This window comes from Negativicutes bacterium (assembly GCA_018052945.1).
Classification (GTDB): domain Bacteria; phylum Bacillota; class Negativicutes; order JAGPMH01; family JAGPMH01; genus JAGPMH01.
In genome coordinates this window covers 1-19,849 of record JAGPMH010000016.1, presented here as the reverse complement: position 1 = coordinate 19,849, position 19,849 = coordinate 1, and the positions used below count along the sequence as shown (strand labels likewise).

14 protein-coding genes are annotated in these 19,849 nt (G+C 36.0%); all 14 read left to right on the top strand.

All coding sequences use genetic code 11. The annotated features are described in order from the left end of the window. Nucleotides 1-18 precede the first annotated feature (18 nt). The 14 genes from uvrB to phoU all read left to right on the top strand — a co-directional run bounded on the left by uvrB (nt 19) and on the right by phoU (nt 19,756). Nucleotides 19-2,058, top strand: a complete 2,040-nt coding sequence (gene uvrB, locus KBI38_04030; protein ID MBP8629237.1) for an excinuclease ABC subunit UvrB — start codon at nt 19-21, stop codon at nt 2,056-2,058. Nucleotides 2,059-2,066: 8 nt separating this feature from the next. Continuing rightward, on the top strand, nt 2,067-4,898 hold the full coding sequence (uvrA, locus tag KBI38_04025; protein ID MBP8629236.1) for an excinuclease ABC subunit UvrA: 2,832 nt from the start codon (nt 2,067-2,069) through the stop codon (nt 4,896-4,898). A gap of 23 nt (nt 4,899-4,921) precedes the next feature. Then, the gene (locus tag KBI38_04020) at nt 4,922-7,162 is read left to right on the top strand and encodes a TolC family protein (GenBank protein MBP8629235.1); all 2,241 of its coding nucleotides are present in this window, start codon (nt 4,922-4,924) and stop codon (nt 7,160-7,162) included. Nucleotides 7,163-7,164: 2 nt separating this feature from the next. After that, nucleotides 7,165-8,205, top strand: coding sequence for an HlyD family efflux transporter periplasmic adaptor subunit (locus KBI38_04015; GenBank protein MBP8629234.1), 1,041 nt, complete (start codon nt 7,165-7,167; stop codon nt 8,203-8,205). A gap of 12 nt (nt 8,206-8,217) precedes the next feature. Next, complete coding sequence (locus tag KBI38_04010; protein ID MBP8629233.1) at nt 8,218-9,681, top strand: hypothetical protein; 1,464 nt, start codon at nt 8,218-8,220, stop codon at nt 9,679-9,681. Between the two features lie 21 nt (nt 9,682-9,702). Next, nucleotides 9,703-11,028: a glycosyltransferase family 2 protein gene (locus tag KBI38_04005; GenBank protein ID MBP8629232.1), complete on the top strand. Its 1,326-nt coding sequence runs from the start codon at nt 9,703-9,705 to the stop codon at nt 11,026-11,028. Nucleotides 11,029-11,046: 18 nt separating this feature from the next. Next, nucleotides 11,047-11,445 carry a rhodanese-like domain-containing protein gene (locus tag KBI38_04000; GenBank protein ID MBP8629231.1) on the top strand — a complete coding sequence of 133 codons (399 nt, stop codon included), beginning with the start codon at nt 11,047-11,049 and terminating at the stop codon, nt 11,443-11,445. Between the two features lie 91 nt (nt 11,446-11,536). Continuing rightward, nucleotides 11,537-14,821 (top strand): transcription-repair coupling factor, encoded by a 3,285-nt coding sequence (mfd, locus tag KBI38_03995; GenBank protein ID MBP8629230.1) that lies wholly within the window; start codon nt 11,537-11,539, stop codon nt 14,819-14,821. Beyond that, on the top strand, nt 14,821-16,281 hold the full coding sequence (mazG, locus tag KBI38_03990; GenBank protein MBP8629229.1) for a nucleoside triphosphate pyrophosphohydrolase: 1,461 nt from the start codon (nt 14,821-14,823) through the stop codon (nt 16,279-16,281). The genes mfd and mazG overlap by 1 nt, the downstream gene beginning before the upstream one ends. A gap of 101 nt (nt 16,282-16,382) precedes the next feature. After that, nucleotides 16,383-16,655, top strand: a complete 273-nt coding sequence (locus KBI38_03985) for an HU family DNA-binding protein (GenBank protein ID MBP8629228.1) — start codon at nt 16,383-16,385, stop codon at nt 16,653-16,655. Between the two features lie 115 nt (nt 16,656-16,770). After that, complete coding sequence (locus tag KBI38_03980; GenBank protein MBP8629227.1) at nt 16,771-17,463, top strand: response regulator transcription factor; 693 nt, start codon at nt 16,771-16,773, stop codon at nt 17,461-17,463. Nucleotides 17,464-17,471: 8 nt separating this feature from the next. Next, nucleotides 17,472-18,227: an SDR family oxidoreductase gene (locus KBI38_03975; GenBank protein ID MBP8629226.1), complete on the top strand. Its 756-nt coding sequence runs from the start codon at nt 17,472-17,474 to the stop codon at nt 18,225-18,227. 89 nt (nt 18,228-18,316) lie between these two features. Next, complete coding sequence (gene pstB / locus KBI38_03970) at nt 18,317-19,072, top strand: phosphate ABC transporter ATP-binding protein (GenBank protein MBP8629225.1); 756 nt, start codon at nt 18,317-18,319, stop codon at nt 19,070-19,072. Nucleotides 19,073-19,096: 24 nt separating this feature from the next. Further along, nucleotides 19,097-19,756, top strand: coding sequence for a phosphate signaling complex protein PhoU (phoU, locus tag KBI38_03965; protein ID MBP8629224.1), 660 nt, complete (start codon nt 19,097-19,099; stop codon nt 19,754-19,756). Nucleotides 19,757-19,849 lie beyond the last annotated feature (93 nt).

Sequence of the window (19,849 nt, the reverse complement as noted above, 5' to 3'; positions counted from 1 at the left end):
CAGTTTTTGGAGGTCGTTATGGTGAAAGTTCCTCAATTACAGACAAATTATCAGGACGGCGAAAATTTATTTAAAGTTAAAGCTCCGTTTGTTGCAACGGGCGATCAGCCGAAGGCGATTGAAAGCTTGGTGCAAGGGCTTGACCATGGACAGATTAGTCAGGTTTTATTGGGGGCGACCGGTACCGGTAAGACTTTTACGATTGCTAAGACGATTGAAAGAGTGCAAAAACCAACGTTGGTAATTGCTCATAATAAAACATTGGCAGCACAATTAGCCAGTGAGTTTAAAGAGTTTTTCCCGGATAATGCCGTAGAATATTTTGTAAGTTATTATGATTATTATCAGCCGGAAGCCTATATCGCACATACTGATACTTATATTGAAAAAGATGCTTCGATTAATGATGAAATTGATAAATTACGTCACTCTGCTACGTGTTCTTTATTTGAACGGCGTGATGTTATTATTGTTGCCAGTGTTTCTTGCATCTATGGCTTAGGTTCACCGGATGAGTATCAGGGGTTGGTCTTATCGTTAAGACAAGGTCAGTTTTATGAGCGTGATGCTATTTTACGCAAATTGGTGAGCATTCAATACGAGCGTAATGATATTAATTTTGTCAGAGGCAAGTTTAGAGTTCGTGGTGATGTTATTGAAATTTTTCCGGCAGGGTATAATGAAAAAGCCTTGAGAATAGAATTATTTGGTGATGAGATTGAAAGGATTTTAGAGACTGATGCACTAACCGGAGAAATATTGGCAGAGCGTAAACATATTTCCATTTATCCGGCTTCGCATTATGTTACCTCTAAAGAAAATATGTTGCGTGCAGCCGGTGATATTGAGGCTGAACTGGAACAGTGTTTAGCAAAATTTAAAGCTGAAGGAAAATTATTAGAAGCGCAAAGATTAGAACAACGAACTCGTTATGATTTGGAAATGATGCTAGAAATGGGTTATTGCTCAGGGGTTGAAAATTACTCGCGACATTTAACAAAACGAGCACCGGGTGAATCACCCTTTACTCTGATTGACTATTTTCCGGATGACTTTTTAATTGTTATTGATGAATCACATGTAACATTGCCACAAATTAGAGCAATGTATGCCGGTGATAGAGCGCGCAAAGAAGCATTAGTTAATAACGGCTTTAGATTGCCTTCTGCGTTTGATAATAGACCGTTACGTTTTGAAGAATTTAATGAGAGAATTAATCAGATTATCTATGTTTCTGCTACGCCGGCTAAATATGAATTGGAGCAAGCCAGTCAGGTTGTGCAGCAGATTATCAGACCGACCGGCCTGATTGATCCTGCCATAGTGGTTAAGCCATTACAAGGACAAATGGATGATTTATTAGGAGAAATTAAGTTAAGACTGCCGTTAAAAGAACGTGTATTAGTAACAACTTTAACGAAAAAAATGGCAGAAAATCTGACTGACTATCTAAAAGAAATGGGCATTAAAGTACGCTATTTACACTCTGATATTGTAACGTTAGAACGAGCTGAAATTATTAGAGATTTAAGAATGGGTGTTTTTGATGTTTTAATTGGAATTAACTTATTGCGAGAAGGACTGGATTTGCCGGAGGTTTCCTTGGTGGCAATTTTAGATGCGGACAAAGAAGGATTTTTGCGTTCAGATACTTCGTTAATTCAAACGATTGGGAGAGCCGCCCGCAATGCTAATGGTAAAGTTATTATGTATGCTGATAATATTACTGACTCAATGAAAAGAGCAATTGAAGAAACCAAAAGACGGCGGGAGATTCAACAAAAATATAATGTTGAACATAATATTACTCCGCAGACCATTCAAAAAACCATTAAAAATATGATAGAAACTACTAAGGTTGCTGAAACAGCGGCTAAATATACTAATAAACAAGGACGAAAATTAAGTCCCAAAGATAAGCTGGATTTAATTGATAAGTTGCAACAAGAGATGCAAGCTGCCGCAAAAAATTTACAATTTGAATTAGCTGCTAATTTACGGGATATGATCATTGAATTAAAAGGCGAATTGCCCGCTAAAAAAGCCAAAAATAAGTAGGTGAAATTATGAAAGACAAATTAATTGTTAAAGGTGCTAGAGAACATAATTTAAAAAATATAAATGTAGAAATACCGCGTGATAAATTAGTCGTTATAACGGGGTTAAGTGGCTCCGGGAAGTCATCCTTAGCCTTCGATACAATTTATGCTGAAGGTCAACGGCGCTATGTTGAATCATTATCGGCTTATGCTCGTCAATTTTTGGGACAAATGGATAAACCTGATGTTGATTATATTGAAGGATTATCGCCGGCAATATCAATAGATCAAAAAACCACTAATAAAAATCCGCGTTCGACGGTTGGCACAGTAACTGAAATTTATGATTATTTGCGATTATTATTTGCTAGAGCTGGTAGACCGCATTGTCCAAATTGTGGTAAAGAAATTGCTAAGCAAACAGTTCAGCAAATGGTGGATCAAATTATGTTAATACCAGACCAAAGTAAAGTTTTGGTATTATCGCCGATTATCAGAGGGAAAAAAGGTGAACATAAAAAGTTACTGGATGAGATAAAAAAAGATGGTTATGTCAGAGTGAGAATTGATGGTACTTTGCATGATGTTAATGATGAGATAACCTTGGATAAAAACAAAAAACATACTATTGAGGTTGTTGTTGATAGATTAGTTATTAGAGACAAAATAGAAGGACGGTTAGCTGATTCATTAGAAACAGCCTTAGCTTTAAGTCAGGGCATGGTCTTAATTCAAGTTTTGGATGGATTAGAATTAATGTTTAGTCAAAACTTTGCTTGTATTGACTGTGGCTTGTCTTTGCCGGAAATAGCCCCTAGAATGTTTTCCTTTAATAGCCCCTATGGTGCTTGTCCGGTTTGTAGTGGCTTAGGAATGGATAATGAATTTGATCTTGAACTGGTAATGCCTGACCTTGATAAAACTATTGGTGAAGGGTTATTTTTACCGTTATCAAAAAATATTAATTCTTATGCGATGTGCCAAATTAATGCAGTTGTTGAGAAGTATGGTTATTCAATAAACAATAAATGGTCTGAGCTTTCTCAAGCTGTTCAAAACATTTTATTATACGGCAGCAGTGAGGAAAGTTTTAGTTATTCTTATGAAAATATGTATGGTGAGACTAAAGAGTATAATTCGCCCTTTGAGGGGGTTATGAATATCTTAGAGCGCCGTTATGTTGAGACTGATTCCATGGAAGCCAAAGAAGCGTATGAAGTATATATGAAGCAAAAAGTTTGCAAGGCGTGTAATGGCGCAAGATTAAAACCTGAAACATTGGCGGTTAAAATAGCAGGGAAAAATATTTACGAAGTAACCTGTTTTACCATTGCGGAATGCCGTGATTTTTTAAATAGTATTTCTTTTACGGAACGTGAAAAAATTATTGCCACACAGATTTTAAAAGAGATTAATGCTAGACTAGGCTTTTTATTGGATGTCGGGTTAGAATATCTAACGCTAGATCGAGCTGCCGGTACATTGTCAGGTGGAGAGGCGCAGCGCATTAGATTGGCTACGCAAATTGGTTCGGGATTGGTTGGCGTGTTATATATTTTGGATGAGCCTAGCATTGGGTTGCACCAACGCGATAATAACAAGCTGTTGGCAACGCTGGCACATTTAAGAGATTTAGGTAATACTTTAATTGTCGTGGAACATGATGAAGATACGATGTATGCAGCCGATTACATTATTGATATTGGTCCGACGGCAGGAGCTGGTGGCGGTCATATTGTGGCGCAAGGAACGGTTGAAGAAATAAAAGACAATAACAATTCGCTAACTGGACAATATTTAAGTCGCAAAAAATATATTCCGGTACCAAGTAAACGCAGAAAAGCTCAAGGAAAATGGCTAGAGATTATTGGGGCCAAAGAAAACAATTTAAAAAATATCAGTGTAAAATTTCCGATTGGTTTATTTACGGCTGTAACCGGCGTCTCGGGCTCGGGAAAAAGTACCTTGGTTAATGAAATATTATATAAAGGTTTGGCGAAAATAATTTATCGCAATCATCAGCGGGCCGGTGCTCATAAAGCGATAAAAGGCTTTGAGCATATTGATAAAATTATTGATGTCGATCAGTCCCCCATTGGGCGGACACCACGTTCTAATCCGGCAACTTATACCGGGTTATTTGATAATATTAGAGAATTATATAGTCAGACTAATGAAGCAAAAATTAGAGGCTATAAGCCGGGGCGATTTAGCTTTAATGTTAAAGGTGGGCGTTGTGAAGCCTGTCGTGGAGATGGTATAATCAAGATAGAAATGCATTTTTTACCAGATGTTTATGTACCATGTGAGGTCTGCAAGGGCGCACGTTATAATAGAGAGACCTTAGAGGTTAAATACAAAGGGAAAAGCATTGCGCAAGTTTTGGATATGGTAGTAGATGAAGGGGTGGAATTTTTCAAAAATATCCCGAAAATTCATCGAAAACTGGAAGTGTTGAAAGAGGTTGGGTTGGGTTATATAAAACTAGGGCAACCGGCGACGACCTTATCCGGCGGAGAAGCACAACGCGTGAAACTAGCAACAGAGCTAGCAAAACGCAGTACCGGAAAAACATTATATATTTTAGATGAGCCAACGACGGGCTTACATACTGCGGACATTCATAAACTATTGGAAGTTTTACAAAAGTTAGTTGAAGGTGGCGATAGTGTGATTGTTATTGAGCATAATCTTGATGTTATTAAGACTGCGGACTATGTTGTTGATTTAGGACCAGAGGGCGGTAAAGGTGGTGGCACTATTGTCGCTAAAGGTACCCCGGAGGAAATTACCACAGTTGAAGCTTCTTATACTGGCAAATTTTTAAAACCATTGTTAGAAGAAGGCTTGAGTATGTAAATAAGAATAAGGGGGTTATTGTAGTGGTCAAATGGCATAAAGTAATAAGTACCGTAGTAGCAGTAGTGTTTGCAATGTCTGGTAATTTGGTTATGACAGTTGCGACCGCAGCACCGGTCGCGACTGTTAAGCTGTCATCATTACAACAGATCGAAGAAAAGTTGGATAATGGTTTAGCGCTATCTATTGCAATGGCAAATTTATCAAATGATGAGGCTAAGCTAGTGTTAGCACAACAACGCAGTGGCGCTAAATTATTTGGGACAATAACTTATGGCGCTAATAATGAACCTCTTACCGATACTAGTACACAGATGCATAGTTATAATAAATTGAGTTTTACCGGCGGATTGGTACTACCACTATTAGGTAGTAAAAACAAAGAAAAAATTGATATTATGCAGTCGGAAAATACAGTGTTCAACTCGCAATATTTTGCCAAATTAGTGAATTTAAATAATTTGGTGGCTGTTCGCAAGGCCTATGCTTCGTTGTGGATTGAACAACAAAAAGAAAAATTGGCCAAGCAATTTTTGAGTACTGAAGTTGCTACCAGTAAATTGCTAGAAGAACGACAAAAGCAAGGTTTGTTATTACCGGTCGATAAATTGGAATTTTTGACAATTTATGAAGAGGTTAAGCGTGATCTTGTGGCAATGCAGCTAAAACAAAGTCAAGCGTTACAAATTATTAATTTAGCAACCGGTTGTCAGTGGCAAGTAGCAGAAACGCTCGAAGAACCTAAATTACCGCTGTTAACGGGCAAGACTTTTGCTGTGGATAATTATCCTGAATTTCAGTTGCAAGCAAAATTAGTAGAGCAATATCAAAAAATGCTAAGGCAATATAAACAGCTCAATACTGAAGGGAATTTAGTTATTGGGGGAACTGTTAGCAAAGATTATCCTGGTGCTAGCGGTACCGGAGCTTATATTGCAATAAATGTAACAGAACCTTTTGGGACTATTGGCAAAAAGGATCAAAATAAAATCATTGCAGAAAATCAACTGCTTAGTGCAAAGATGCAACAAGACTATATCGAGATGACTTTGAATGGTCGCGTCAGAGAAGCTATTTTAACTGCTAAATTTGCTGCAATGGATGTTAACTCCAAAATTGCACGGTTGACTGTTTTGGCAGAAGACATTAGAGAAAAAAAATTACGGCATAAAGTTTTACCGGGTGATACTTTTGAGCAATTTCAAAATAGCAAGTCGCAATATTATCGGATGGCGACAGATTTATTAAATCGTGAAGAAACCTTCTTAGCGGCTGCTATTGATGTTGTCAGCTTCGTTTACCCTAACGGCTTAAGTAGTGAAGCCGATGAAAGTTATATTCTTAATAGTAGCAATGTCAATAGAGGAAATTTATTGAATTTTGCTTGGCTTGATATTAATGACTTTAAATTGGTGACGGAAAATCCGCTAGATTTTAGTAACTTACCAAAACTTACGTTCCCAGAGGTGGGGATTAATAATATTGTCAGTAGTAATAACAAAAATATAAGTAATAACTTAAAAGTTGGCACTTATGTTTGGCAAGCAGCTCCCTTTTTAAATAGTATTTCACAAGGCGTTGAAATAGCTAAATTACAGCAAAATGGGATTAAAAAAATATTATTATCGTTTAATAAAGATGAAATAAAGCAATTACAAGCAGCGCCAGTCCAACAAAAATTAAAAGATTTGTTGAAAAAAGCGGAAGCTAATGGGCTGGAGGTTGGATTATTATTAGGTGACTCAGCATGGTTATTGCCGGAGCATCAGGCTGAACTAATAGATCTCACTAAAGAAATGGAAAAATTTGAATTTAAAGAAATTCATCTTGATATTGAACCGGATGCAGTGTTAGCTAATAATGAAAATGGTTTTAATTTACTGCTAGATGTTATTGAAAAAGTGCGGAGCGTAACTAAAAAGGAATTATCAATCTCAATTCATCCGCGATATCTAACAAATTTAAGCGAAAAAGATAGAATGACCTTACAAAAGCTTAATTTAAAAGAAATAGTTGTAATGCTGTATTCTAACAATGCACAAACTGTGATAACTACTATGAAAAATATTATTGATAAAACGAACGGTCTTAATATAGCCTTGGCTCAAAGTGTTGAGCAAAATATTAATCAAGGTGAAGCTTATAGTAGCTTAGATCATACTGACTTTATCAATGCAGTACAAAAAATTGAGCAGGAGTTAAACCATATTGGTCTGAAAGCCATTTATATTCAATCTTGGGAAGATTATAAGAGGGGTGATTGATTATGAAAATATCATTTTCCAACAATAAAAACTCTGATGCCACAGTAAAGAACAATATAAAAATCCCTTATGGTAATGCGAAACGAATTTTCCCACAATTAAAATGGTGGTTAGTATTAATTATTATTGCCCTACCGTTTGTTTATTTTTCCGGAAAAATTATCAGCGAGTGGCTATTTGTCAGATCGCCGGGAACAATTTATTTAGAAAAAGTCGTTGTTAATGCTAATGAAGGCGGAACTATTGAGAGTATTGCCGGAAAACGTGGTGACATGATAGCGCCTAATAGCTTGCTGTTGACGTATAAGAAGATTATTCCAACGGGGCGACTAGAGCAAATAGCTTTATTGGAAGCGGAGAAAAATGCGTTAGTAACCGGTAATATTGGTGGTGGTACAACCGTTGATAAAAATTACCAACAAATTTCAGCGATTTCTAATAGTGTTGCTTATTATGAAAAATTACGCAATGATACAGGCGCCTTAATGGCTAAAGGAGCAGCAACCAGAGCTGAATACGAGCAAGTCAATGCTAAGTATAATGAGTTAAAGGCGGCTTTGGCAGCGGCTGATGTAACGCCGGTCGCAGCTCCGGTGCTTAGTAATGAAGTTCGTAAAATTCAAGTAGATGAAAGCATTAAAAGCTTAACTAAGTTTTTGGATAATAATGCTCAAATAAACACCGGTATTGGTGGTCAAATTAACACTATTTTAGTTAATGTTGGGCAGACTTTTAGTGCCGGAGAGCCTTTGGCAATTTTAGCAAAAACCGAAAATGTTTATGTCAGTGTTTATGTAGAGCCGGAAGATTTTAAAAAAATTAGTTTAGGCACCGGTGCTAAAGTTAAAATTTTAGGTAGTAATAGAACTGTTACAGCAGTGGTGGTGGAACAACCAATTAGTGCCTCTACAGTGCCGATGGGAATATCCAATACTATTTATCCTAATAGTATGAGAGGTATCAATGTATTTTTGAAAATTGACGAAAAACTAAATCCTGAGGAAATTGTGGATGGACTGCCGGTAGTAGTAGCGTGGAATTAGGAGGTAATATTAATGAATAAGTTATATCGGATAACATTAGATGCTACAAAAACATTATTAGCAACAGAAGATTTTGCACAAACCTTTCATTCCGTGGAAGAATTAACTAAAAATATAACAGAGCCGGTCATTGTTGTTGTAGATGGTATAAATATTGCAGATTGTTATGAAGCTAAAATTTTAAAATTAGTGTGTGACTTTCGTAAATCAAAATTGTTGTATGCTTGTCCACTGTACTTTACCACCTCAGTAGGAGAGTTAGATTATTGCAGTGATGGGATAGAAAATAGTAAAAGTGAAATTTTAGCACAAGGTAATGTTATTTTAGATCGCCTAAACTTGTTATCCATTGAAAAAAATTCAGCAAGCAGTGATTTAAGATTATTAACCTTTCTGTTTGCCAGAGGTGAAGAATATTTATTAAAACCGCAACTATTGCCTTCTTCTCCGTGGCTTTATCAGTATATGACAGCAGCGCTACTAGGTCGCTTTTGCAATGAAGTACATCGAACATTTCGCTCTAATTGTGATGAAAATGATAAATCAAACCATAAAGAAGAAAGCTCTGTCCAGTGGCTTAATTATTTGTTAAATCATGGGCTACTAGTGGAAAAACAACTAGTCGATAGAGTTAGGTATTGTCCATATTGTATGACCGGAAACTTAAATTTCATTGATATGTGTCCATTATGTGGCAGTATAAACTTTAGCAAACATAAAATGATTCATTGCTTTACTTGTGCCAATGTAGCACCGGAAGAAGAGTTTCAAAAAGGTTATCAATTAGTCTGCCAACGCTGTAAAAGTACGTTAAGACATATTGGGGTTGATTATGATAGACCGTTAGAAAGTTATCAATGTAATGATTGCCATGGTAAATTTATTGAACCGCAGATAAAAGCTAGTTGCTTAAATTGTCAGGAAAAATCTTCAGCTGAAGATTTGATAGCTCGACCTATTTATAACTATGCTATTTCTGCTAAAGGAATGAGAGCGGCGCAACTGGGTGATGTTAATTTGGAAATAGCTTTATTTGATGATAAAAGAAATGTATTACCATTATATTTTTATCAAATGATTGACTGGATGCTTCAAATGAAGCAACGGTATCAAGATGCTGAATTTACGCTGATTTGTATTAAAATAATTAGCGCAAAGGATTTGGATGAAGTTGCATATTTGCCGAAAGCAAATGACGTTATAGCGGAACTTAGTGCGAGAGTACGAGAATTAGTTCGTAATACCGATATCACTACTAATACCAGTAAGAATGTCTCTTGGGTGATGTTACCAAGAACTAATACCGAAGGAGGTGAAATTCTGGCCGCTAGAATTGAAAATTTGGCACAGATGGTGTCGACAGAAACTAATTCGCAAATCAGAGTAGCAGTAAAATGTTTTTCCATACCAACTGAACAAGCTCAACAAGTTCCAATTGCCGAAAAACTGTTGACTGAGTATGAAGCTGGGTTTTAGTTTTAGGTGCTAGAACTAGTTATGTTGGAAGGTATTTTATTTCATCTCTATAATTTTTTAGTACTTCCTTTTTACAATCAAGGTTATATGACAGTGATACTGTTGGTTTTACCAATGGTAGTTTTTTTTGAATTACCGTGGAATTTGTTCATATTTTTAGGATTATTTAAATATGTGCTAAGAAGAAAGCAAGAAGGTCCGAGAATTGACTTTTTTCCTAGTGTCTCTTGTATTGTAACTTGCTATAATGAAGGCCGAGAAATTGAAAAGACTGTGCTTTCATTACTGGAACAGCTATATCCCGGCAAATTACAAATTTTATTGGTGATTGATGGTGCGTATATCAATAAGAGTACTTTGAAAGTTGCTGAAGAATTGCAAAAACTGGCGGTGCAATATAACAACCGTACCATTTCTGTTATTCCGAAATGGCAACGCGGTGGTGTAGTGTCTAGTAGCAATTTAGGTTTGAATTTTGTTACCGGCGAGATTGTTGTTAAAGTTGATGGTGATAGTTCTTTTGATAACAATATGTTAGAGCGGGTTACGAGGCACTTTGTTGATCCTGAAGTAGTAGCGGTGAGTGGGTGCTTAAGAGTACGTAATGCTGCTGATACTTTTTGTGCCGGTTTTCAAGCGATTGAATATTTTAATTCAATTCAGCTGTCAAAAACGGCGCTTAGTGAATTTAATATGGTCAATAATATTTCCGGCGCCTTTGGTATTTTTCGCCGTAGTCTACTTAATTTGGTCGAAGGTTGGGATGCAGGGACCGCAGAAGATCTTGATATTACATTACGAATTAAAAATTACTTTAATAATAGAAAAGAAAAATTTAGAATTGTGTTTGACCCCGAAGCAATTTGTTTTACTGATGTTCCGGAAACCTATGCTAAATTTTTCAAACAACGGCTAAGATGGGAAGGCGATTATCCTTACATTATCGGTAAACATTGGCGGAGCATAGCGCCGTCGATGATGGGCTGGGCGAATTTTAATGGATTGTTAGTGACCATGTTCACCAATATTGTTTTACCAATGATGGTTTTTGTCTATACTTTTTGGCTATTTATTGTTTTTCCCGCTGATTATGCAATCGCCTTGTTAATGGCAGTGTATTCTTTTTATTTTGTGATGACTTGCTTACTGTATTTGCTTGGGATAATTTTTGTTTCTGAGCGAAAAAAAGAAGATTTATCAAGATTTGGACTAGTACCATTTATGCCGATGTTTTTATTTGCAGCGAAAATCAATACTTTATTGGCAGTATTTTGGGAATGGATTGGTAAAGGACATCAAGATTCATCCATGGCTCCTTGGTGGGTATTGCGAAAAAATAAGTTTTAGTATAAAGGGGAGTTTTCTTTGAAAAATATATACTTATTGATAATAGCCTTTGTGATGATTGTAGGAGCAGGATATTTTTTTCAATTAAGGTCAAACAGTGATAAAGCTCCTTATAAAATTAGTGCTAATGTGGCAGCTGAAATGATGAAAGAATCAGCTAATGTGATTGTTGTTGATGTTAGAACGCCTGAAGAATATCAGCAAGGTCATATTGAAAATGCTAAACTACTGCCACTAAGTGAACTTGAAGAAAAAGCATCGGCGGTCATTCCTGATAAAAGCAAAAAAATATTATTATATTGTCGTAGTGGTAGAAGGAGTGCTGTGGCTGCTGAACTTTTAGTAAACAGTGGTTATGAGAAAGTATATGATTTTGGTGGAATTAATGATTGGAAGGGAAAGCTAGTTAGAGAGTAACCTTCTTGACGTTAGAAAAGATGGAAGCTATAATGAGAAAACAAGGGCTTTAGCATATGCTAAAGCCCGTTTTCGTATTGGTGAGGGGAAAATGAAGAATTTTTTTGATATTTTTAATGATGACAATATTATAAAAGCTAGTGAATGTTATGCTTTTTCTCAACAACAAAGTCTTATTTATGGTGTTGCAGGTACGCAAAAAAGTCTGATTATTGCCAAGGGATATAATTTGGCGCAAAAAGCAACTATCATTATCACTAGTAGCAAGGATAGTATGGCGCAGCTAGAAAGTGATTTGAGTAGCTTGTTACCACAAACGCAGATTGTAAAATTACCGTCTTTAGATGTAGTTAGTTTTTCTGCAGTGGCGAAAAGCTTGGAGCTTGTGGCACAGCGCCTTGATGTTTTAGGGAAATTGGTGCGTAACGAAAATATTATTGTGTTGACGACCGGTGAAGCTGTTATTCAAAAAAATCTTTCAAAACATGACTTTGAGCAGGCAAGAATTAATTTAAAGCTACGAATGAGTATTGAATTAGAAAATGTTTTAGAAAGATTAGTGAAATTAGGTTATGTCAGAGTTGATGAAGTAGAAATAATGGGTGAATTTAGTGTGCGTGGCGGAATTATTGATGTATTTCCGGTTAATGCAACTCAACCGATTAGAATAGAGTTTTATGGTGATGAAATTGATTCCATAAGGACTTATGACATTAATAGTAAACTGTCACTAGATAGCATTTCGCAAATTGATATTTTACCATTAGCGCAACCGGAAGATTATGATAAAATGGCGAATTGTTTGAGTTATCTACCACAGGACAGTACTGTTATTTTTGATGAACCGGCGCGAATTAAAGAGCAAATTGAAAAGATTTTACAAGAAAATCCCGAAGTTAAGAAACAATTATTTTCTTGGCAAGAAATTGTGGAGTTTGCGAAAAATTACAATATTTTATACTTGACTTTATTATTACAAAAACCACAGTATAGCGAGCCTAAAGAAGTTATAAGTATTGTTAGTAAATCTGTGGTGCCATTTCATAAGAAAATAGAGTTGCTGGCCAACGAAATTAAAGCCTGGCGTCATAAAAACTACAAAATTGTAATTTTTATGAGTACTAAGCAAAAAGCTTTATCTTTGCAAGAAGAATTAGCACGCTATAACGTAAGAGCTTGCTTTGCAGCAAAGGAGCCGATTGATTTTGCGGAAGGTATTACTATCGCCATTAATGTGTTTAATAATGGCTTTGAGTTACCGGAAGCGAAAGTTGTTGTAGTAACAGAAAAAGAGATTTTAGGTACTCAAAAGAAAAAGCCATTGCAACGAGTAGCTAAGGGTGAAAAAATAGCTTATTTTCGTGATATCAATATTGGCGATTATGTTGTACATATTAATCATGGTATAGGTAAATATATTGGTGTTGAAACGATTGATTTAGCCGGAATAAAAAAGGATTATTTACATATAAAATATGCGGGTACTGACAAAATTTTTGTACCGACAGATCAAGTTAATTTATTGCAAAAATATATTGGAGCCGAGGGTCAAACTCCCAAACTTAGCAAAATGGGCGGAACTGATTGGCATAAGACTAAAAGTAAAGCCAAAGCTGCAGTTGCCGATATTGCGAAGGAATTAATTGAACTTTACGCGACTAGACAGGTTGCTACCGGTTTTGCGTTTGAGCAAGATAATAATTGGCAAGCTGAGTTTGAGGATGCCTTTGCTTATGAGGAAACACCAGATCAATTGCAAGCGATTAAAGAGATAAAAGCGGACATGGAAAAAGCTGAACCGATGGATCGTCTGTTGTGTGGTGATGTCGGCTTTGGCAAGACAGAGGTTGCTGTTAGAGCTGCCTTTAAAGCGGTGATGAGTGGTAAACAAGTGGCAGTGTTAGTACCGACGACAGTGTTGGCGCAACAACATTTTCAAACCTTTAAGAGTCGTTTTGCTAAATTTGGGCCGGTGGTTGATTTGATTTGTCGCTTTAGAACAGCTAAAGAACAACAAGAAACCTTGGAAAAAGTTGAAACTGGCAGAGTGGATGTGTTAGTTGGTACACATCGAATTCTTAATAAAACGGTAAAGTTTAAGGATTTGGGCTTATTAATTGTAGATGAGGAACAACGCTTTGGGGTAGCGCAGAAGGAAAAAATGAAGAAGCTTAGCGCTGGTATTGATTGTTTAACATTAAGTGCGACGCCAATTCCACGAACACTTCATATGTCGCTTGTGGGTGCTCGCGATATGAGTATTATTGAAACACCGCCTGAAGAACGCATTCCGGTACAAACTTATGTTGTTGAAAATAATGATGAGGTTATTAAAGATGCTATTAAGCGTGAATTAAAGCGCGGTGGACAAGTTTATTTAGTTTATAATAAAGTTGCAAGTATTGATAAAATCAGCCATCATTTAGCTCAAATGTTGCCTGATGCCAGAATTCAAACTGCGCATGGTCAAATGTCGGAAGCTTTGTTAGAAAAGGTAATGGTAGAGTTTTATGAAGGAAAATATGATGTGCTGGTTTGTACCAGTATTATAGAAAATGGTTTGGATGTTCCTAATGCCAATACTATTATTGTTTATGACGCGGATCATTTTGGATTATCACAACTTTATCAAATGAGAGGCCGGGTAGGCCGATCTCATGTGATGGCATTTGCTTATTTGACTTATCGTAAAGATAAGGTTTTAACAGAAGTTGCAGAAAAACGGTTACAGGCGATAAAGGAATTTGCTGAACTGGGAGCTGGTTTTAAAATCGCTATGCGCGACCTGGAAATCCGTGGTGCTGGAAATTTATTGGGAGCGCAGCAACATGGACATATTGCCAGTGTTGGTTTTGAAATGTATTGTCGTTTGTTAGAAGAAGCAATGCAAGAGCTGAAAACCGGTCAACCGGTTAAACTTCAACCGGAGCCGACTATCGAAATAAAAGTGGAAGCATATTTAAGTGGTGATTATATTAATGATGCTATGCATAAAATAGAGTTTTATCAAAAAATAGCAGCAGTAAGAACTGAAGAGCATATTAGTGCAATCATTGCAGAGTTAATTGACCGTTTTGGTGAGCCTAGTATTGCTACTTTGAATTTATTAGAAGTAGCAAGAATAAAAAATATAATGCGAGAGCTTGGTATTGAGAGTATTTTAGAACAGCATAATCGATTAGATATCATTTTAGGTGAAAATGTTAATATTAATGTGGAAAATATCATTAAGCTCCAAGAACAACTGTTGCATAAGGTGAAAATATTACAAGGTCCACCGGAGCGAATTTTAATTAACTTTAATAATAAACATATCTTACAGCAACTAAAAAAAATCCTGGGAATTTTAGCAGGGACAGAAAAAGGAGATAAATAATGGGTAGCATAACGGTAGTAGGGTTAGGGCCAGGAAATTTTGGCTTACTGACAATGGAAACGTGGGAGAAAATTAGCACTGCAGATTATTTGTGTTTAAGAACCTCAAAGCATCCGACGGTAGAAGTTCTGAAAGATAAAGGACTGAAATTTCGGAGTTATGATAAATATTATGAAACTAAAGACAGTTTTGCAGAAGTTTATCAAGCTATTGTGGAAGATTGTCTCAAAAAAGCGAAAAGTGGTAAGGATATCGTCTATGCAGTGCCAGGGAGCCCGTTAGTGGCAGAAAAAACGGTAACTCTATTGCAAGACCTAGTAAAAACAGAAAATATTGATTTTACAATATTACCAGGGATGAGTTTTATGGAAGTGCTGTATGTAAAATTAGGGGTTGACCCTATTAATGGTCTAATGATTATTGATAGTGGGGATATTCATAGTCTACCGGCAGACTTGAAACAAGCGTTAGTTGTCACGCAGGTCTATAATCGTCAAATTGCCTCAGAAGCAAAGTTGAGCTTAATGGAGCGGTATCCTGATGATTTTATGGTAACGCTAGTGCGTAACTTAGGGTTAGCTGATGAAGAGATTATGGAAATTCCGCTATATGAATTAGATCGTCAAGAAAATATCGACCATTTAACAAGTTTATATGTGCCACCGGTGGATGAAGCTAAGACTGCGGTATTTGAATTGGCGGAATTAACTAATGTAATGGCGACATTGCGTTCGCCGGGAGGCTGTTTATGGGATATTGAACAAAATCATCAAAGTTTGAGAAAATATATTATTGAAGAGGTTTATGAAGTTTTAGAGGCGATTGATTTACAAGATAGTGCGTTATTGTGTGAGGAACTAGGTGATTTGTTACTGCAAATTGTTTTTCATGCCAGAGTTGCCGAGGAATCCGGTGAATTTAGCATGCAGGATGTAATTGATGGCGTCACAGAAAAGTTAATTAGAAGACATCCGCATGTTTTTGGTGAAATTAATATCAAAGATGCCGGTGAAGTTGTTTTAAATTGGGATAAAATAAAAAAAGCTGAAAAAAAAGGTCAAAGAGAGCGCATTTTAGATGGCATTCCCAAAGATTTGCCAAGCTTGGCACGTGCTAGTAAATTACAAGGTAAAGCTGCTAAGGTTGGATTTGATTGGACTGATATAAAATTTGTATGGGACAAATTAGCAGAAGAAATTATCGAATTGAGAATGGCAATGAGTGAGAATGATTTTCAGGAAATTGAAGCTGAATTAGGCGATGTTATTTTCACAATTGTTAATTTAGCCCGTTTCTTAAAAGTTGATGCAGAAGTAGCATTAAATCTTACTAATAATAAGTTTATGGAGCGTTTTTCTCATGTAGAAGATGCCGTAAAGAACAGTGGTAGAAAATGGAATGAATTTACATTAAAGGAATTAGATGATGCATGGAATGAGGCAAAAGTCTTAAAAATGTAGATTTTCTGTAAAAAAACAAGAAAATTTGTGATTAAATAGAGGAATAAAAACACAAATAGCGAATAAAGCTATTCGTAATCATTTTTGAGGGGGCTATTTGCGTGAACAAAACAGAATTAGTAGCTAGCGTTGCTGAAAAAGCAGGCTTAGCAAAAAAAGATGCTGAAAAAGCAGTTAATGCTTTATTCGCTAGCATCGAAGAAGCTTTAGTAGCGGGAGATAAAGTACAATTAATCGGTTTTGGTACTTTTGAAGTTAGAACTCGCGAAGAAAGAAAAGGTCGTAATCCTAAAAATGGTGAGGAAATTACTATTCCTGCATCAAAAAACCCTGCTTTTAAAGCCGGTAAAGGTTTAAAAGAAGCTGTAAACTAAGTCAATATATAATAAAAGCCAGGTTAATACCTGGCTTTTATTATATATTGACTTAAAATAAAACAGCTTTTAATATTGAAAGTAACAGTAAAAGTTATTGGAGCAAGGAGATTTTATGAAAACTAAGATTTTAGTGGTTGAAGATGAGCTGTCAATTAGTGAGTTGATAAAATTTAATTTAGAAAAATCAGGTTATGAAGTTGTTGTGGCTGATACCGGAACAATGGCGCTGGAGTTAGTAGAACAGTTTACTTATAGCCTAATGTTGTTAGACTTGATGTTGCCGGGTGTAGATGGACTGGAAGTTTGTCGAAAAGTTAAATTGAATAATAAAACAGCCTCAATGCCGATTATTATGTTAACGGCTCGTAATGAAGAAATTGATAAAATAATTGGCTTAGAATTAGGTGCTGATGATTATATGACTAAGCCCTTTAGCCCTAGGGAGTTATTGGCTAGAGTTAAAGCAGTATTGCGCAGAAGTGCCAAAGATCCTCAAGCTGAAGGGGAGTTAGTAGTCGGTCCTTTAAAAATTAATTTTAATAATTATGAGATATTTTTAGGGATAACTAAGCTTGAATTAACACCAAAGGAATATGAATTATTAAAGTTATTTATGACGAATATTGGCAAGGCTTATTCGCGTGAACAGTTATTGGAAAAAATCTGGGGTTATGATTATTATGGTGATACCAGAACAGTTGACGTTCATATTAGGCATTTAAGGGTTAAGCTTGAAGGTGAGCCGAAGGTTGCAGAGGCTATTGAAACGGTTCGCGGTATTGGTTATCGCTTACGCCAGTTATAGGAGTGCAGATGAAAGATAAAGTTGTTATTATTACTGGCGGAACTTCAGGAATTGGTTTTGCCAGTGCCAAACTATTTTTAGAGAATAACGCTAAAGTTATTATTATTGGTCGGGATCAGGTTAAAGGAGAAGCTGCAACTATAGCCTTAAGGGCAGTTGGTGATAGTGTTGAATTTATAAGATGTGATCTTAGTAAAGTCAGTGAATGTCAAAATCTTGTAAAAAAAATCATTGATAACTATCATAAAGTAGATGTGCTAATTAACAATGCTGGATTGTACTATGAAAAAGCGATTATGGATATGAGTGAAGCTGATTTTGATGAAATGATGAATATAAATATTAAAGCGGCTTATTTTATGGCTAAAGAGGTTGCAATTCAAATGAAAAAACAACAAAGCGGTGCTATTGTTAATATCTCGTCAGATGCCGGGATTAACGGTAACTTTTTGTGCACAGCTTATTGTGCCTCTAAAGGAGCCTTAACAGTATTCTCAAAAGCCCTGGCTTTAGAATTAGCGCCATACCACATTAGAGTTAACTGTGTTTGTCCCGGCGATATTGATACTCCATTGACACAAAACCAATTTTCCGGTGTAGCTGATAAAGATAAGGCGTTGGAAGAATTAGCACAACTTTATCCGTTAGGGCGGATTGGTAAGGCTACAGAAGTTGCTAATGTAATTTATTTTTTGGCTTCAGAACAAGCCAGTTTTGTGGTTGGTGCGACTTGGTCAGTTGACGGTGGGATCAGCTCTTATTAAAATTAACAAAAACTTTACAATTTATTAACAATAATAGAACTCCTTAATGTTATAGTCAAAATATATAACAAGTAAAGGAGTTCTTTGTTATGACTTGCAAAATTGAAGCGCAAAAGCTTAATTTATATTATGGCAATAGTTTAGCGTTAAAAGAAATTTCGTTAAAGGTAGAAAAAAATAGTGTTTTGGCATTAATAGGCCCGTCGGGGTGTGGTAAATCTACTTTTATTAAAAGTATTAATCGAATGAATGACTTGGTGGATAATGTTAAAATCGAAGGTGAAATCTTAATTGATGGTGTAAATATTTATCACCCTGATACTGATGTGGTAATGCTGAGGAAAAAAGTTGGGATGGTTTTTCAACGGCCTAATCCTTTCCCGATGTCAATTTATGACAATATAGCATATGGCCCGAGAATTCATGGTATTAGCGATAAAAAAGTGCTAGATGAAATCGTTGAAAGAAGCTTAACCGGTGCTGCATTGTGGAGTGAAGTTAAAGATCGGTTAAAAGCTTCGGCGATGGGAATGTCAGGGGGGCAACAACAACGCCTTTGTATTGCCAGATTGTTAGCGGTAGAACCGGAAGTGTTATTGATGGATGAACCATGCTCAGCTCTTGATCCTATTTCAACAATGAAGGTGGAAGAACTAGTTTCGGAGTTGAAAAAGGATTATACAATTGTAATGGTTACTCACAATATGCAACAAGCGGCAAGGGTTTCTGATAATACGGCGTTTTTTCTTAATGGTGAATTAGTCGAATATGATAAGACTGATTTGATTTTTACCAGACCAAAAGAAAAACGAACGGAAGATTATATTACCGGTCGGTTTGGCTAAATAATGAGATAAGGGGGCTACAACATGGTAAGTACCAGACAAAGTTATAATGATGAATTAGAAGCATTAAGACAAAATATATCTTCTATGGGGCAGGCAGTAGATCTTGCGATGCACCAAGCGATGAAGGCATTAATTGAACAGGATCTGAATTTAGCACAAGCTGTAATTGATGGTGATGATGTTATTGATGCTATGGAAATTGCAATTGAAGATAAATGTATGGTGTTAATTGCTAGGCAACAACCGTTAGCTAAGGATTTAAGAATTATTGGAACTGGCTTTAAAATATCAACTGATTTAGAACGAATTGGTGATCATGCTACTAATATTGCTGAAATTGCGTTAGAGTTAGCACAGGAACAGTTAGTAAAGCCGTTAGTTGATATGCCACAAATGGCGACCATTGCGCAAGAAATGTTGGAAGATGCGTTGAAATCATATATTAATTTAGATATATCCTTGGCAGAGGCTGTTTGTATTAAAGATGATAAGGTTGATGATTTATATAAAAAAATATTTTGTGAATTGTCAAAAATAATGGCTCAAGATTCAGGGAAAATCAAGCAATCGACACAATTGATGTTTGTAGCACGATATATCGAAAGAATTGCCGATCATGCTACTAATATTGCAGAATGGGTGATTTATCTAGTTACTGCGCAAAGAATGAGAAAAAATTAAAAATCGTCAGATAAGATTAGTTAGTACCTAAAGGTAATTTTGACTTGATCTTATCTGTTTTTTTTATCATTTAGTGATAATTTTTAAAAAATA

Excerpts from the sequence above, each read along its gene's own strand:
- uvrB (MBP8629237.1), top strand. The coding sequence starts at position 19 with ATGGTGAAAGTTCCTCAATTACAGACAAATTATCAGGACGGCGAAAAT.
- uvrA (MBP8629236.1), top strand. The coding sequence starts at position 2,067 with ATGAAAGACAAATTAATTGTTAAAGGTGCTAGAGAACATAATTTAAAA.
- KBI38_04015 (MBP8629234.1), top strand. The coding sequence starts at position 7,165 with ATGAAAATATCATTTTCCAACAATAAAAACTCTGATGCCACAGTAAAG.
- KBI38_04010 (MBP8629233.1), top strand. The coding sequence starts at position 8,218 with ATGAATAAGTTATATCGGATAACATTAGATGCTACAAAAACATTATTA.
- KBI38_04005 (MBP8629232.1), top strand. The coding sequence starts at position 9,703 with ATGTTGGAAGGTATTTTATTTCATCTCTATAATTTTTTAGTACTTCCT.
- mfd (MBP8629230.1), top strand. The coding sequence starts at position 11,537 with ATGAAGAATTTTTTTGATATTTTTAATGATGACAATATTATAAAAGCT.
- mazG (MBP8629229.1), top strand. The coding sequence starts at position 14,821 with ATGGGTAGCATAACGGTAGTAGGGTTAGGGCCAGGAAATTTTGGCTTA.
- KBI38_03980 (MBP8629227.1), top strand. The coding sequence starts at position 16,771 with ATGAAAACTAAGATTTTAGTGGTTGAAGATGAGCTGTCAATTAGTGAG.
- KBI38_03975 (MBP8629226.1), top strand. The coding sequence starts at position 17,472 with ATGAAAGATAAAGTTGTTATTATTACTGGCGGAACTTCAGGAATTGGT.
- pstB (MBP8629225.1), top strand. The coding sequence starts at position 18,317 with ATGACTTGCAAAATTGAAGCGCAAAAGCTTAATTTATATTATGGCAAT.
- phoU (MBP8629224.1), top strand. The coding sequence starts at position 19,097 with ATGGTAAGTACCAGACAAAGTTATAATGATGAATTAGAAGCATTAAGA.